We start from the raw sequence: 14,081 nt of genomic DNA on the forward strand, positions 1-14,081 counted from the left end.
GTTAGTTCCAGACAATGTAATGATACATGAAAATCTCCTCATAATAAAAAAAGCTGTGGCAGCACAAAATGCCGCTACAGTCTTCATAAAAATAATTGTCATGGGAATATGATCCCATAACTTATGCAATATTTTGTTCTCCCCAGCGGATTTGGAACACGCCCTTTTCATCCTTCTCCTGATACATCAGCAGGGAGAGCAGGTCGTAGTCCACATCGAAACGCTCGTAGATGGTATCCAGATCCGTATCCTGTCCTTTCATAAACAGGTTGAGCTTTTCTTTTACAAGTACCATCTGCATCAAATTGGATTCGATGCTGCCGGCATAGGTGATAAAATAGATATCTTTATCCTCCGTTGAGGTATAGCGGATAAAACGGAAATAAAACTGGCTCATGCCGGAATTGTTATAGTGCAGTTCCGGAATGATGATCTTGTTGACAAACTCGAAGTTTACGCTGGAGGGAAGGCTCTGCTGGGTACAAAGCAGGATACCATTTTTGCTCTCCCGCAGGGTCTTTCGAAGTGCCCGTCGTTTGGCAAAGGTAGTGGTGGAGCCGGTAACTACAAACAGAGGCCGGTCCGGAAGATATTCCTGTATTGCCTTGGCATAGGAGTCCAATACCACTTTATGCCGTACTCCGATGGCGACAACTTCATCTGGAAATTCTGCGGCCAGCTCTAAGGCAGTCATGATTTTCACCGGTGTGTCTCCCTGATATTCCAGTACGGTATCCGGTGCTGCGCTGATACGAAGCATCAGTACAATCTGCTGAATCAGCTTCATCATAGAATCTTTTCTGCTGTTGCCGGTGGACTTGAAATAATTGTTCCGCATCGTACAGAACTCATCTATGGCTGTTTGATACACTGCTTTTTCCTCTGGTGAAAACCGCACAGGCATCTGATGAATATGTTTGATGTCCTTGCCGGACACCTCTTCAAAGGTCCTTGTGATAACGGTCTTTTCCAGAATGTCACTCAGAATGTCTGCATTAAAAATGTCCTGGGTGCGTTGCCCCACGCCGAATACGGTGACCTTTTCCGGCAGATGGGAAGCAGTAAAGAGCAGGTAGCCCTTTTTGTAGGCGGGGATTGGCTCACCGTAGTAAGGATTGTTGCTGTCGGTCAGCGATCCTGATTCATCTCCCGAGCCACGTTCATAATGATAGAGGGTATTGCACCATGAAATCATGTTGATAGAATTGTTGTAGAGTAGTTCCTGTTGAGGGGCAAACTCTGAGATGTTATTGCGGGTGCTGGTACCGGTCGTCAGAAGCTTGCACCGGCAGCGGCGAAAGCAGGCAAGGGTAGCCTTGGTGCGCACGCTTGTCGGGTTGGTAATTTCATCACTTTCATCCAGTACAAGCTGGATTTTCTGCCCGTGAAGCCGAACCCAATGGGAGAGCTGCTTTTGGTATTGACTGACCTTATTCAAGGTAAGCAGCACGAAATCACCGGGGCGTATTTTCTCCAAATCTGTCAGGCGCTCCACAAACACATAAGATAGGCCATAGTTGGGAAGTACCACATTCCAGTTATTACGGATGGAGATGGCAGAGGATATGACCCAGGTGCTGTGGATGTGCTGCCGCTCCATACGGTACAGACCTGTTGCGATGCCGGCCAGCGTTTTGCCGCTGCCTTGTTCCCATTGCAAAAGTCCATATCGCTTTTGCAGAATCAGATTCATGTCATGTCGCTGGATATCATTCAGCTGGATAGATTCTTCATTTTCCGCATCCCAAAGGGTAAAGTTGGATAACCATGCAGCAATGTTTTCATCTTCCTTCATAGCGGCGAATTTTTGATTCTGGACATCATATTCCTGCCGTTTTTTCCGCAGCAGCCGTTCATAGCCAGGGAAATGCTCCGGCGTGTTTTCCAGCACCGCGGTAGAGATTGGGATCGGCTGGCGCATGTCAGAGGTCAACTGGCGCCGTGTTTTGGCGCTGTATGCCTTATAGACAAAGCTGTAGTCCTGTTTGACAAGGGCGACCCTGTCCTGCTCCGGCATCTTGTTCTGTCGTTTGAGCGCCGCAGTCAGATAGGAGAGGACTTTCTTTTCTGTCAGCCGCACCTTGCTCCATTCCAGATAAGTCATCCCTTCCGGCTGCGTCTCCGTATAGAATCGGTGGAGGTATTCGCAACACTTGGTATGCTTTTTTTTGGTAGTGGGATGAGCCTTGATGTGGTAGAGCAGCTTTTCCACCTGATATCGGAATCCATCGGAGGTGTTGCGTGTCTGGGCCAGTTCCAGCAGAATGCGGGAACGGTTTGCCTCCAGCTCTGCCTGCGCGTTTCTTAGCAGCAGGTCGTGAAAATAAGATGCCTGTTGCTCCAGCTTCGTTAGGAATGGAAGAGAACCGTCATATTCGGTCCGGTATGGCAGCACATTTTTTTCTTCTTTACCCGGCCTGCGCTGCCAGAATTGCAGCTTGGTCGGAAATTGTGCTACACCTACCTGAGCGAAAGCATGCGACGGCAATGAGATTTGTCCAAGAAAACGGTAGCGTTCCTCCAGCTCTCCAATGGCGGTTCCATCCGTAAAAGTATCTGCCAGAAAGGACTGGGGGACGATCAGTGCCAGAATTCCATAGGGCTTTAGCAGTGAGGCGGCCTTCTGACAGTAAAATAAATGAGAAAGAACTTCTGTCCCGTCCTCAATCCACCAACGCAGGTGGAAAGGCGGATTTCCTACGATATAATCAAACCGGATGTTTGGCTGATATAGCCGGATGTCTTTGTGTTCCATGTTAGCTGCCGGATAAAGGTAATGGGCCACCTTGTAGGCTTTTATGTCCAGTTCACAGCCGTAAAGATTGGATTCCACCGGCAGGAAGTTGAAGAAATTCCCCATCCCACAGGTCAGATCCGCAACAAGGTCGGATTGAGACACCTGCAGGCAGGCTGTGATGAATTCGCATAGGGCGGGTGGGGTAAAGAACTGCCCGTTTTCCACTTCCTTTTTTGCGCGGCTGTAATCGCTGTAATTGTCATAATCGCTTCGGCTCAGCTCATGCAGTCCGCCGTCGCCGGTGTAGGCATTGAACAGATCCTCCGGTGTAATGCCGTTAACGGTGGTTTCGCCGCTGTCGATTATGTAAAGCACTTTGTCGTTGAGTTCCTTGCGCTTTTGTGCAGGAATGGTGTTCGTGTGATAGGAGTATTTCAACCGGTCACCCCCTTAATAAACCAGGCCGAGATATTCGGCCGCAAAGGTTCTGACGGATTCCGCAGAGGAAAACTTGATGTCCACGCGGCCATTTTTAAACATCTTCACCTGCCGTACTTTGGTGCAGCTTGAAAATATCACGAGGTCCGTGTTCGAGTGATTGTAACCAAGCAGGTTGGAAAAGTCCGAAGGCACAGAGGAAAAAACGCCAGTTTCATAATGGGCAATGCCGCGAAGAACCTGCTGCAGGCCATCGCGCAATTTCCAGCGTTCCATCCGAATCCCGCTATCATAGGAACATCCGTAGCTGGAAAAACGCAGGACGTCCTTTTTGATCTCGTACTTGGCTTTTTTATCGTAGCTGCTCCAGGCTGCTTCATGGCAGGCTTCTTTTATTTCAAAAAGAGCCTGTTCTTTGAAATCCCTGCCGTCCAACTGGACAAATATCTCATTTAGAATGTCCTGGTAACGGAGGCTGAGCGCCAGCATTTTTTCCTGATAAGACTGTTCCTTCTCCTCGGAATGGCGCCAGTCTCTGGAAGGACGTTCAGGAATAAGGTGAGAGTCAATGACCGAGGCATCTACCGACACCTTGTATTTCTCATTGAAATGCTGAACAAGCCGGTTGGTGAACCGGGAGTGCAGGCTCATAATGTGGCTGTTGATTTTGCTGGAGGATATCTCCAAATCATCATGGGAAGAAAAATAGATGTTCCGCCCATAGGAGTCCTCCTCTACGTGTGTCAGAATATCCGCCTGTACCGTTGTCAGGTCTTCCCAGATATAGACCAGTTCCCCAAAGCAGGTACGGGCGGCATCATACGCCTTTTGGTGTGCCGTACAATAATCCCGGTCGGTCTCAGTGATACGGCCATCTATCTGTATCTCTACTGCATTAAACTTTGCTAGTAAATCCATAATTTTTGCCTCCTTTGTTGCTAATGGTCTTTTTGAGGACAGAACACTGCTCGTCAAGCCAGTAATACCATACCGGCCGATCCCCGAGGCTTTTGATTGCCTCCCTTTTCATTTCATAGAGTCTTAAAGACTCTGAAATGATGTATCCTTCCCCCTGTAGTTCATATTTGCCATTGGTCTTTTCCCGGATATAATAAAACCTCCTGTCACCTTCCCCATGCAGAGGGACAAGGAACAGGTGAAAAAGACCGCCAAGGCGGATGTCGTAGTCCTGAGAAGCATAATAGGGCGCTGCGTCTTTTATTTTTGAAATCTCAATGATTCCTGTCATTCTATATTCACCTCATTTCTGTCATGGTTGCTATCAGGCCGCGCTTTGCGTTTGCCCAGTGCATTCTGTAAGCAGGCATACACGCCATTCATCTGGGTGCCGTTGCGACTGCCGGATACGCTCCAGAAGATCGCGGTTGCCACAGCTGGCATACCGTATCCAGCAATATTGTGGCGGGTACGCCGTTCCTTGAACTACCTTACGCTCTAATGCAAACAGCATAATGAATGCTCCTTTTCGCCAAAATTCCCCCCTTTTTTGACGCATAAGGGGGGATTGCACTTTTTTATTTTACAAGACGAATTTTGCAGTCCTGACGGGAGTATTTATAAACCCGATCAGAAAGGATATCCTCTTCAGGAACATCATTTTTATTTACTAGGCCGACCGTTTCCTGCATCTGTCTGTAATCCAGATCTCCTTTATCAGGAAGCAAAATGACTTCATGCAGACTGGATGGAAGAATAATGACATCAGCATTTTGTGCTTCGGCAAAGCTCTTTAAGCAGCCATCGTATAAGATGCATCCAGCACCATGAATCTTTTTCTCGTTTGACAGTACATAAAGCGGAGGATATTCTAAAATACCTAAACCATCAAAAACATCGGCTAAATCCTCCATCGGGAAACTCTCCATCTGCTCTTTCAAAAGATCACGCATAATTTCTCTCATTGGCCGGATCAAAGGGGGGAGCAGCATTGGTGTATTTTTCATTGCCAATTCATGCAGTTCCTCTTTTGTCACCCCCCAGGCAGCCATATGAGGATTACGAATCAAAGCTGTCATCTGACCGCCCTCATTCTCATCCAAAATCAGATAATAGACTACCGCCAAATCCAGAAATTCACAGGAGGGAATGTCCTTTAACAAGCTCTGGTTGGCTTCTCTCTGTATCAGCTTATACGCGACAAGGTCTCTAATGGCATTAAAATCCGAAAGCTCTTGCGCATTTTTAAAAGAAATGTCCTTATTTTCACGATACAGAGATATAATCTCTTTCAAAATATCCTGCAGTGATTTACCCTGCATAAAACTTTTATAAAATGGGTTCAAGTATATAGTCGGAGCAATGTTTTTATCAATTTCTTTGATGATCAATCCATCCAGAACAACTCCATTATTCTTTGTTATTTTTTGAAGTTCCACATCATATCCAATGCCCAGCTTATCCTGAATCGCTCTTTTGATTAAATCCGAAAATCGTGCGTAATTCATTTTATTTTTCCTCCACTACTTTCTCTGTTGTTTTTCATTAAAATAATGAGGAGCAACTAACCGAATATATTCTTTCGGTTAGGCTCCTCATATTTATGTTATCTCAAATATAACTTCAAGGCTGTTGATTGCCGCCCTGAATGCTTTACAGTCTCTTTATGCACACGCGGCCAGTCTCACGGGGAGAGGACTGATGGCCGCCAGGGGAAAAGGGAGCATGGACAGATGATACAGGGAATTGAGCGTTTCAAAAAGAATGCTCTCTTCGGTCTGTTCATGGATCGCCTGCACCCGGCTGGTATGGTACACCTTACCGTCAGTCTGTATCAGTGCGCTCTGTCCAATGGCAATGGGACGCAGTAAACTGCCGTTCATATAAATTTCTTTTTTCTGTTTCTTCATTTGTCATAGCCTCCAATCATTTAATATCGTCCTGTACTGGCTGTGTTTGACGAAAAACACAATCACAGTTATGGCAGGAGTTGGTTCGATAGCAAGGTATATCCTCTTCATAGTAGGGGTAGCAAGAAGAAAAGGACCCGTCCTGTAAAATTTTCTCCGCAGTATCCAGCAGCGGTCCAATCAGTGCCATGTTCCAGGGGAATTCCGGGGTCTCCGGGTTATCTCTGTCACCGGATGGCTGATGCAGAAGGGCCAAAAGTGAAAATGCGGCGTTGCTTAAATCATCGTTGCGGTTTTCCAGAAAGGTATGAAAACAGTCGCTTGTTTGTTGGATATCAGGATTCATAGCACAGCTCCAGTAAAATAGTATGGACTTCCTCCAGCAATTCCTTGACCCGGTTCATAGGTGTCTTCTGGTGCCGGGAAATTTCCCGCAGATTGTAGCCGTGGGTTTTCAACCGTACCATATCCATCTGCTGCTTGGATACTTTACTTGCCAGTTCATGAAGTAGCAGATCAGTCTCCAGCTGCTGCATCAGATCGTCTTGCCCGACAATAGTTTCCTCTAAGGGGTAGCTGTTCGGACCAAGGCCGATGTGGATACTGAAAACCTCAACATTTCGTTTTTTCCTCGCTTGTGAGCGAAAATAGTCATATAAACAAAACCGCATTCTACGATTTGCAATTGTTGTGAAAGAGTATTTTTGGGCAGTTGGATCAGTAAAATAATCACGTACTGCTTTGAGATATGCAAAAATCACAACATCATAAAATTCATCCTCCGGCAATCGGTTGTTATTGAGAAATTTGTAGACCAGAGCATGATGCTCTGCGGCAAAATCACGTTGTATTGCGTTCAATGGTCCTTCATATAACATAAAAAATGTCCTCCTTATAAATAGAAAAAGGGATGCCCTGGCAAATAGCCGAAGGCATCCCTTTGTGAACGTGTCATGCGGCAAAACACCGCAAAAGAATTATTTAGGCAGGCAGAGCCTCATGCTCTCCGTCAATTTCGCCGGAAATGCAGAAATGCTCACTTTGATTAGAGTCCGGAAGTACCGGCCCTTCGTAGTCACAGCTGGTATCCTTCTGGTCTTCCTGTATAGTGGCTCGTTGTAACAGCATGGCCTTGATCTGCTCTTTAAAACTGCTGGCGTAGGCTCGAATCTGTGCCAGATCTTCCCCTTCAAAATCATGTAGGCGTTTGAAGGTAGCGACGCTGTAATCATTGGTACCGTTGTTGGCTTTCTTCAACCCAATCTGCACCACACTGCCATAGCTGGTACGGCGGCGCAGTACGAACGCCTGATTCATAAACTCACGGAATGGCGTCAGGCTGGTAGGCGGTAACGTTACTTGCATGGGCATATATTCTCCACTGCTGAGCAGGTAGAGCTGGCGCATATTTTTGCAGGCTTTTCCTGCACCTTCCTTAGCCGATCCAAACTGGTTCATCGGGCAGGTGGCGCAGAGGATGCCAGGATCGCCAATACCTATTTTCCCATCTACAGATGAGCAGAGTGGTGTTGCATCGTCGTCATACTCACTTCCTTCAGGCCAGTAGGCGCAGGAAGCATGGTGATAGAGGATGACGCCTTCCAGCGTCTTAACATAATCCGGATTTTCCGGATCATCAGAAGGTGTCTCAAACTGCAACATGCCACCGGAAGGAATCTTAACCCGCTGGAAACTCATTTGCAGGCCGTCCATGTCCTCGGACAGTTCCTCCTGGGAAAAGTCACCTTCCATCATTGCTGGAAGTAAAAATTTTTCCTGTACTTTCAAAGCAGTGTTTTCGTTATTCATAGTAAAATCCTCCTTTTAAAATTCATGTGGCTGCCGGTATTAGGCGGCCAGAGCTACTTGGTTGAGCCGGTTCCAGATTGCAGGCTGCATAGACAAAATAGTATAGCCGATGCTTTCCAGTTCCGTAGCACGGTCATAACTCTCCACATCTTGACTGTGGCGGGTCACAGCATTGGAGAGGCCGTAGAGTGTCAGATCATTTCCTTCAATCAGGTGTTGCAGGATTCCGGTACTTTCCTCATCGGTTATACGAAACTCCCGGCTTGTCAGCTTGACGATCCCGGGAATGTCAGCCGTGTTCATGTGGGCTCCCTTGGCTTGCTGCATCATGCCCACGACGCGGGAAAAACGGGTCTCCTCCACGGCGGAGCGTACTGTGTCTTGGATTTTCAACACAAAGGCGTGGTCGTCGGCGGCCAGCGTTTCATCCGAATAGAGCAAAATGTTTTCTTCAGCATTATTGATCCGGCCCACATGATTGCGGCGGGTTTGCGCATCGTTGATAACCATGCCATTTTTGCACACAAGACGGTAGACCAGTGGTTGAATGCTGACTGAGCCAAGTCCCACCTCACTGTTGCTGATAATCACGCCGGCCTGGACAATATCACCGGGGGTCACCTCGGCCTCCAGCCGGGGATTGACTACCTTTAGATACATCCGGCTTTCCGTAATCTCACAGCTTTCAAAGCGTGCGTCCTCCATCGACATGAGGATGGGCAGCACTGCCTCCGCAATTCCCAGATTGTCGATACAGCGATAGCGGTTGCTCAAGAAGGCTCTTGCTGTGCCTCCCAGTGTGCGAACCAGCCGTTTGGAAGGCTCTTGCTCAAACCAGGCGTTGACATTTTCGGCCAACAACTCCGGGTTCTGGTTCTGCATCCGATCATAGTAGACGGCCGGGATTTTCAGATGCGTTCCGATTTGGCGGTGTGCAATCTGATTGAGGCCCAGCGGTTCAATGTGTTCGACGCCGTTGTCGTACATATGCAGATAGAGGTCGGAGTCATAGGGCTCCAGCTTCAGACAACGTGTATCCACCAGATAATCCTCTTTGAGCTTACTCTGGCGTTCAATTTCCGTTGCCATTTCCATCAGGGATAAACCTGTTTTCATTTGTCGTATTCACTTCCTTTCTTTGTGCAAGAGTCACCACGATACCTGAACACCTTTTGCCGTAATTTCAGCAGCAAGACCATTGCGCTCAAATACCTGTACCAGCCTGGGCCAGTAAACCTTAGCTGGGAAGCCGGATAGGTGTTCCTGGACCACATCGTCCTCTCCCTGTTCCACATGAATGTCGCCCTCCTCAGAAAGCGTAAGACTACTGTGGCCACGGGAATTTAAGTCGGCCATTAAAGCCTCCAGAACTTTGCGTCCCTGTATTTCATACCATATCTGCGGATCGACTGGCTGTTGATTGGGTGGCAGTTGGGCCTCCCCACCGTCAGGGTATCCAGCCTTGGCGAGCGGGACGATTTTTACCATATCGCAGCTGATATTAGCCTTCTGGTCCAGCTTAATGTCTGCATGGTCAAAGTCCTCCACACCAAAGACACGGATGCGGCCTACTCCACCATGCAGAATCAATTTTTCCGGCTGCTTTTCGCACCACTCCCAGGTCACTTTCGGATAGGCTGCCTGAAGGTAGATGGAAATACGGTGATTTACATGACGAAGCAGGAGAAGTTCAGTAGGCTCACCACCTACTTCCGGCACATGGAAAGCGGGGGAAATGCCTTCTGCCTGACGTTGCTTGATCTGCTGCTGGCGCACTTTGCGACGCTTTGCCTCTCTCATATACGGCAGAAGAAGAAATGCCACGACCCAGAGGCCCCAAAGGGCGAAGATGCCCAACAATAGCCAGATTTGCAGGGGGCCACGCACAAGGGCTAAAATGCCGATGACTGTGCCAATTAATATACTGATGCTGCCCCAAAGGGCTTTGTCACTGTTCATTTTTTGATACCATCCTTTCTTTTCTTGCATTTTCTTTTGAAAATAAAAAAAGAGGGACCGCACCAAGTTTCAGTTCATTCTGAAAACTTGATACGGTCCCTCTGTGCGAAGCCGAAGTATTCTTTTACTCCGGCAGTGGTTCACGGTCGCCGTTGAGTTCCCTTACGGGAGCGGTGTCCGTGTCGTCCGGTTCGTGAAGTTGCTGCGTGGAATCTGGTTGGGTAACCAGCCTACAATCCTGCAAAGAAATTTTAAGCTGTTTTATCCGCCCGGATTCTTTGGTATAGGCATCCACCAGCTTTTGTTTGCCGGTCACGGTTACCTTGCTGCCTTTTTTCACGTCCAGTCCCATGAGTCGGTCTACATCTGCTTTGCCCCAGGCCCATACCTGATAAAGCTGCGTCCATTGTTTCTCCCCATGGCCGGTCTTTTCCAGCAAGTTGAAACTGATGTAAGGACGCCCAGACTGGCCTGTTTTGGGGCATAAGTCCGTAACGATGTAGCCGGTCACTTCGATCAGTGCCATAACACTCCTTTCTGCCATTGGCATTAATATCTATATAAAAAAGTGCCAGCAGACAAACCGGCCAAAGGGCGCGGTAATTCCACTGACACTTGAATACAAACTTAACAGCGTGTGCAATGCAGAAAGTAATTCTGCTATACGGAACAAAGTCCATACCCCACAAGGGAAACGCACAAAAATCAATTACAAGGACAGTATAACACTGTATTTTGTGGCTGTCAAGATATAAAACACAATATATAGATTAAATCCAAAAGCAAGCGCTATATTTTGTAGTTGAGGTGAGAGAAGAGTCATCTTTCCAGCAGTCGGCTGATGCTTTCAACAGTTGCTAGTACATCGGGGAAGGAGAAGATAGCTGCATAGGCATTCTCCCTGGCGTAGTTTTTCCATAAGGTGGACAGAGCCGGTTCCTCCCGTATATCGGAGAGAATATCCAACCATTCTTCCAGTTCGGCAGTAGAACCTCGCTTCTCGGCTGTATGGCGGACGGCCTGCTGCAGAACATCGGGGCGGATCTCATCATGGCGCTGACGGAACAGAATATGTAAATCATAAAAATCCCTTGCACGGGTGGTGCCGATATTACGGCGCAGGATGGTTTCATATTTTTCGGCAAGAATAGTCTCCAGCGTATATGCCATGATGGAGATGCTCTTTTGTTCAAACAGTAGCGGGTAGTCATAGCGGATGGCGGCAGGAGTGATTTCATCCCCAGTGGTAATGTCGATTTTCATGGGACTGTTGATTTTTCCATACCGGGCATCCATGTGGACACGAAAATTGTTATAGGTGTCGCCCTCCCGGATAGGCTCAATTCGCTGATACTGAAACTGGATGCCGTCATCCACATCAAGGGATAGAATCTCCAGGATAATGTCGGCAATCTGTTCCTCCTCCATCGGCAGGCCGTGGACGGTGGTGTCCATGTCCATGGTGGTCCGTTCGCTGATACCGATCATGGAGGAAATTAAAAGGCCGCCTTTGAGGATAAAATTGCTGCTGAACCGGGAGGCTGCAAGCCGGTCCAAAATGCGCTCAAACAGGAACATCTGCAAGACTTCCTGCGGCCGAAGGTTTTTGGAGGCGGCCATGTTGCGGATCGCCCCCTTTAACTGTTCCGGTGTTTTCATGAAAGTACCTCCATATAGGTTCTGATTTGTTCCTCCACACCAAAGGTTTTTCCGTATTTGAGCAGACGCCTGGCATTGGAGCCGGTGCGGAAATAGTCTTTGAGTGCCTGGGTATAAAGTTGCATATCCATCTCTTTTTTATCCCGGATCAGGTCACAAATGCAGCGTTCCTTGTCATAGAGACGGACTGTGCCGCCTTGCGGGGAGACGGTTTCCGTTTTTCCAACTTCAAACATCGGCGCCTGTACATAATGAAAGCGCACCTGGGGATTATCCCGCGCGATCTTGCTCACATTCGTCCCATGGGGTACGGTCAGGTCGATGATATGAGGGGTCCGGTCAGACAGTCCCCATAGAAAAAGCGCTGTCCCATAGGAAAACAGGGCCTTGCCGCTCCGTGCCTGCAAAAGCACATATTCATCTGCCATACTATGTTCCAGGACATACAGGCCTTTGCTTACCCGGACAAGTTGTTTTTCTTCTATATAGCGTTTCAGCACAGTACGGCTGATACCGGCCGCCTCCACCTGTGCGGTTGTAAGGATGCCACTGTTTTCTTCTGCAATGTGTTCGATTTGGTTCCATATGCTATCCATGTGCGCCACCTCCAAGCTTGTTACAATCGTACTTCAATTATAGCATTTATGAAGTGCGATTGTAAACAAAATGCTTAAAAATTAGTATGCGCAAATAAATAGATTTTATACAGAAAACCGGGATACTATTCTGGCAGATGGTTCATGTAGCAGTAGTAGTCGTCTAAAAGGTAAAACCGTATTTCATTAGCGTTGGGTTTTTCATAATTCCGGATTAGCCCATAAATGTTTCCGGTGCCGTCCAATCCCAGCGGACCGAGCCAGTGATTTCTAAAATTCCCGTTCCGATACCAGAGCAGAACATCAAGATATTCAGCTTCAGTTACCAGCCCCTTTTCAGCCAGCTGGTATACGGCTTTGTCCTCCAAAATAGGGTGGGTCAGGAAGTGCTGATACAGGTCGTCCGGCAGATTCAGGGCCATCTGATAGGTCAAAGGATTGGAATGGTTCATCCACCAGACCGTGATGTCGTCAAAATCCTTCATCCGGGGCGGCGACTCAAGGATCCTGAATTGCTGCCAGAAGGTACGGACGGCATCCGGAGCAGGTGGCGCAGGGATTTCGATTTCCCGGACATCACCATCCTGAAAGGCAAAGGCAAGTTTGTCGCCGGTGCGGTCTTCCAGCAGCAGCGCCGAACGGGAAAGGGGCGAGATTAAAAAATGGTCAAGGGCAAACCGTTCCTTTATAAAACGGTACACCTTGAACTGGTTGACGGTGCGGGGTTTAAACATGGGTACTTCCTCCGTTTTTCGCTTTCTATCTATTGAAATAGAAAATTACAAAGAAACTTCTGCAAAAAGCAAAAATTATTTTTCTTCCTGCTCTGGGCTGCCGCTGTCTGCTGTTTGTATTTCTTCATAGCCAAGGAAAGCGTTGGTGGACAGGGAGGCGTCCAAATAGGCATTACCCATCAGCGGGCGGGCATTTTTCTGAAAATAGAAGCGGTATGGCGTGCCAATGGTAAGACGGGCGCTCCGATCCAATAACACCGTGAACTCTGACCCGTTTTCATCCAGCAGATGAATCCTGCGGTAACGGCGAAACGGCGGCGAGGTAATGCCAGTGCATACCCCTTCCGCCGTTTCATAGTTGTCGTTGGATATCAATCTCCAGATACTGACGCTGCGGAAAACACAAAAGACCAGCAGGATACCGCCAAGCATCAGAAGAATGCGGTCACCTGCCGCAATGAAAAAGATAAGACTTACAATGACGGCTCCGATGCCGGCAAGAAGCGTCAGCAGGAATTTCCGCTTTAGGATTGGTGGAGATTCATTCCATCGGTTCATTCCCATCACACCCTTTCAAAAATAATCTGCTGGCGCAGATATAGATTTGCCACGGCTAAAACAACCGGTTTCGTGCTGGCGCTTGTTTTCATCATGCTGGCAATATTGTCGCTGGTCGTATCGCTGTCATCGTAAAGTGTATCAAGAAGAGCCTTTTCATTATGCAGACGGTGGATGTCCTTTTCCACACATTTGATAATCTCCGCGGTAGACAGCAGAGCCTGCCGGGCAAGCTGCATTACCTGTGTTTCCTCTGACGTGCGGTTGTCTTTTTGGAATAGTTTACGGGCAGCGGAAAAAGACACATGTTCAAGAAGCGTCAGTTTTAGGAAGGTCAGACAGCGTAGGCCGAAGCTGCCGTCTGCCGGTATAATATTGAGAGAACCCAACAGATCATAAAGGGCATCGTATTCCGTCTCTCCGCTTCCGGAAATGAGCAGACCACGGGTCAGCAGGCGTTCTACACACATCTCCCAAGACCGATCTGATGAAAAACAGGCACAGGCCGCCGTCTTTTCATAGGCTGCGCCGATTTCCTCTCGTTTTGAGATGCGCCAGTTTAAACTGGTCCAGAGAACCATTTCCTGCATATCCATCAGATACTCCTGACCGCCCAGCAGGATAACCGGGCAGGAGCGACCACAACCGTTTGTCCTGCGGACAAAGCGGCCGATGGCGGTATAGAGTGTTTTTCTTGTCATAGATGAAAACCTCCTTTTCTATT

General features: G+C 48.0%; 16 protein-coding genes. All 16 read right to left on the reverse strand.

Features of this window, described 5'->3' with window-relative positions; all coding sequences use genetic code 11:
* Nucleotides 1-121: 121 nt before the first annotated feature.
* The 16 genes from DS742_RS17455 to DS742_RS17530 all read right to left on the reverse strand — a co-directional run bounded on the left by DS742_RS17455 (nt 122) and on the right by DS742_RS17530 (nt 14,058).
* Nucleotides 122-3,175, reverse strand: a complete 3,054-nt coding sequence (locus DS742_RS17455; protein WP_117418263.1) for an N-6 DNA methylase — start codon at nt 3,173-3,175, stop codon at nt 122-124.
* Nucleotides 3,176-3,187: 12 nt separating this feature from the next.
* Nucleotides 3,188-4,093 (reverse strand): hypothetical protein, encoded by a 906-nt coding sequence (locus DS742_RS17460; RefSeq protein WP_117418264.1) that lies wholly within the window; start codon nt 4,091-4,093, stop codon nt 3,188-3,190.
* Nucleotides 4,071-4,424 carry a hypothetical protein gene (locus DS742_RS17465; RefSeq protein ID WP_117418265.1) on the reverse strand — a complete coding sequence of 118 codons (354 nt, stop codon included), beginning with the start codon at nt 4,422-4,424 and terminating at the stop codon, nt 4,071-4,073. Before DS742_RS17465 ends, DS742_RS17460 begins: the two co-directional genes overlap by 23 nt.
* A gap of 286 nt (nt 4,425-4,710) precedes the next feature.
* Entirely contained in the window at nt 4,711-5,640 is a 930-nt protein-coding gene (locus DS742_RS17470; protein ID WP_117418266.1) for a DUF5688 family protein, read from the reverse strand.
* 156 nt (nt 5,641-5,796) lie between these two features.
* On the reverse strand, nt 5,797-6,042 hold the full coding sequence (locus tag DS742_RS17475; protein WP_117418267.1) for a hypothetical protein: 246 nt from the start codon (nt 6,040-6,042) through the stop codon (nt 5,797-5,799).
* A 16-nt stretch (nt 6,043-6,058) separates the two neighbouring features.
* Nucleotides 6,059-6,388 (reverse strand): hypothetical protein, encoded by a 330-nt coding sequence (locus DS742_RS17480; RefSeq protein ID WP_117418268.1) that lies wholly within the window; start codon nt 6,386-6,388, stop codon nt 6,059-6,061.
* Entirely contained in the window at nt 6,378-6,920 is a 543-nt protein-coding gene (locus DS742_RS17485) for a sigma-70 RNA polymerase sigma factor region 4 domain-containing protein (protein WP_117418269.1), read from the reverse strand. The genes DS742_RS17480 and DS742_RS17485 overlap by 11 nt, the downstream gene beginning before the upstream one ends.
* 103 nt (nt 6,921-7,023) lie before the next feature.
* Nucleotides 7,024-7,851 (reverse strand): hypothetical protein, encoded by an 828-nt coding sequence (locus DS742_RS17490; RefSeq protein WP_117418270.1) that lies wholly within the window; start codon nt 7,849-7,851, stop codon nt 7,024-7,026.
* A gap of 39 nt (nt 7,852-7,890) precedes the next feature.
* Nucleotides 7,891-8,967 (reverse strand): DUF932 domain-containing protein, encoded by a 1,077-nt coding sequence (locus DS742_RS17495; protein ID WP_117418271.1) that lies wholly within the window; start codon nt 8,965-8,967, stop codon nt 7,891-7,893.
* A gap of 33 nt (nt 8,968-9,000) precedes the next feature.
* Nucleotides 9,001-9,810, reverse strand: coding sequence for a hypothetical protein (locus tag DS742_RS17500; RefSeq protein WP_117418272.1), 810 nt, complete (start codon nt 9,808-9,810; stop codon nt 9,001-9,003).
* Between the two features lie 124 nt (nt 9,811-9,934).
* Nucleotides 9,935-10,336 carry a single-stranded DNA-binding protein gene (locus DS742_RS17505; RefSeq protein ID WP_242996564.1) on the reverse strand — a complete coding sequence of 134 codons (402 nt, stop codon included), beginning with the start codon at nt 10,334-10,336 and terminating at the stop codon, nt 9,935-9,937.
* Between the two features lie 293 nt (nt 10,337-10,629).
* On the reverse strand, nt 10,630-11,469 hold the full coding sequence (locus DS742_RS17510) for a nucleotidyl transferase AbiEii/AbiGii toxin family protein (RefSeq protein WP_117418274.1): 840 nt from the start codon (nt 11,467-11,469) through the stop codon (nt 10,630-10,632).
* Complete coding sequence (locus DS742_RS17515; RefSeq protein ID WP_117418275.1) at nt 11,466-12,065, reverse strand: type IV toxin-antitoxin system AbiEi family antitoxin domain-containing protein; 600 nt, start codon at nt 12,063-12,065, stop codon at nt 11,466-11,468. The genes DS742_RS17510 and DS742_RS17515 overlap by 4 nt, the downstream gene beginning before the upstream one ends.
* A gap of 125 nt (nt 12,066-12,190) precedes the next feature.
* Nucleotides 12,191-12,799, reverse strand: a complete 609-nt coding sequence (locus tag DS742_RS17520) for a PX domain-containing protein (protein ID WP_117418276.1) — start codon at nt 12,797-12,799, stop codon at nt 12,191-12,193.
* Nucleotides 12,800-12,874: 75 nt separating this feature from the next.
* The gene (locus DS742_RS17525) at nt 12,875-13,357 is read right to left on the reverse strand and encodes a hypothetical protein (protein WP_117418310.1); all 483 of its coding nucleotides are present in this window, start codon (nt 13,355-13,357) and stop codon (nt 12,875-12,877) included.
* Between the two features lie 5 nt (nt 13,358-13,362).
* On the reverse strand, nt 13,363-14,058 hold the full coding sequence (locus DS742_RS17530; protein ID WP_117418277.1) for a hypothetical protein: 696 nt from the start codon (nt 14,056-14,058) through the stop codon (nt 13,363-13,365).
* Nucleotides 14,059-14,081: the final 23 nt, after the last annotated feature.

It is taken from the genome of Lacrimispora amygdalina (assembly GCF_003432035.1).
GTDB classification, from domain to species: domain Bacteria; phylum Bacillota; class Clostridia; order Lachnospirales; family Lachnospiraceae; genus Lacrimispora; species Lacrimispora amygdalina.

What these genes read in the sequence shown, in the direction of transcription:
- DS742_RS17530 (WP_117418277.1), bottom strand. Translation starts at nt 14,058, where the DNA reads ATGACAAGAAAAACACTCTATACCGCCATCGGCCGCTTTGTCCGCAGG.
- DS742_RS17475 (WP_117418267.1), bottom strand. Translation starts at nt 6,042, where the DNA reads ATGAAGAAACAGAAAAAAGAAATTTATATGAACGGCAGTTTACTGCGT.
- DS742_RS17525 (WP_117418310.1), bottom strand. Translation starts at nt 13,357, where the DNA reads ATGAACCGATGGAATGAATCTCCACCAATCCTAAAGCGGAAATTCCTG.
- DS742_RS17500 (WP_117418272.1), bottom strand. Translation starts at nt 9,810, where the DNA reads ATGAACAGTGACAAAGCCCTTTGGGGCAGCATCAGTATATTAATTGGC.
- DS742_RS17460 (WP_117418264.1), bottom strand. Translation starts at nt 4,093, where the DNA reads ATGGATTTACTAGCAAAGTTTAATGCAGTAGAGATACAGATAGATGGC.
- DS742_RS17490 (WP_117418270.1), bottom strand. Translation starts at nt 7,851, where the DNA reads ATGAATAACGAAAACACTGCTTTGAAAGTACAGGAAAAATTTTTACTT.
- DS742_RS17505 (WP_242996564.1), bottom strand. Translation starts at nt 10,336, where the DNA reads ATGGCACTGATCGAAGTGACCGGCTACATCGTTACGGACTTATGCCCC.
- DS742_RS17465 (WP_117418265.1), bottom strand. Translation starts at nt 4,424, where the DNA reads ATGACAGGAATCATTGAGATTTCAAAAATAAAAGACGCAGCGCCCTAT.
- DS742_RS17480 (WP_117418268.1), bottom strand. Translation starts at nt 6,388, where the DNA reads ATGAATCCTGATATCCAACAAACAAGCGACTGTTTTCATACCTTTCTG.
- DS742_RS17515 (WP_117418275.1), bottom strand. Translation starts at nt 12,065, where the DNA reads ATGGATAGCATATGGAACCAAATCGAACACATTGCAGAAGAAAACAGT.
- DS742_RS17495 (WP_117418271.1), bottom strand. Translation starts at nt 8,967, where the DNA reads ATGAAAACAGGTTTATCCCTGATGGAAATGGCAACGGAAATTGAACGC.
- DS742_RS17520 (WP_117418276.1), bottom strand. Translation starts at nt 12,799, where the DNA reads ATGTTTAAACCCCGCACCGTCAACCAGTTCAAGGTGTACCGTTTTATA.
- DS742_RS17485 (WP_117418269.1), bottom strand. Translation starts at nt 6,920, where the DNA reads ATGTTATATGAAGGACCATTGAACGCAATACAACGTGATTTTGCCGCA.
- DS742_RS17470 (WP_117418266.1), bottom strand. Translation starts at nt 5,640, where the DNA reads ATGAATTACGCACGATTTTCGGATTTAATCAAAAGAGCGATTCAGGAT.
- DS742_RS17510 (WP_117418274.1), bottom strand. Translation starts at nt 11,469, where the DNA reads ATGAAAACACCGGAACAGTTAAAGGGGGCGATCCGCAACATGGCCGCC.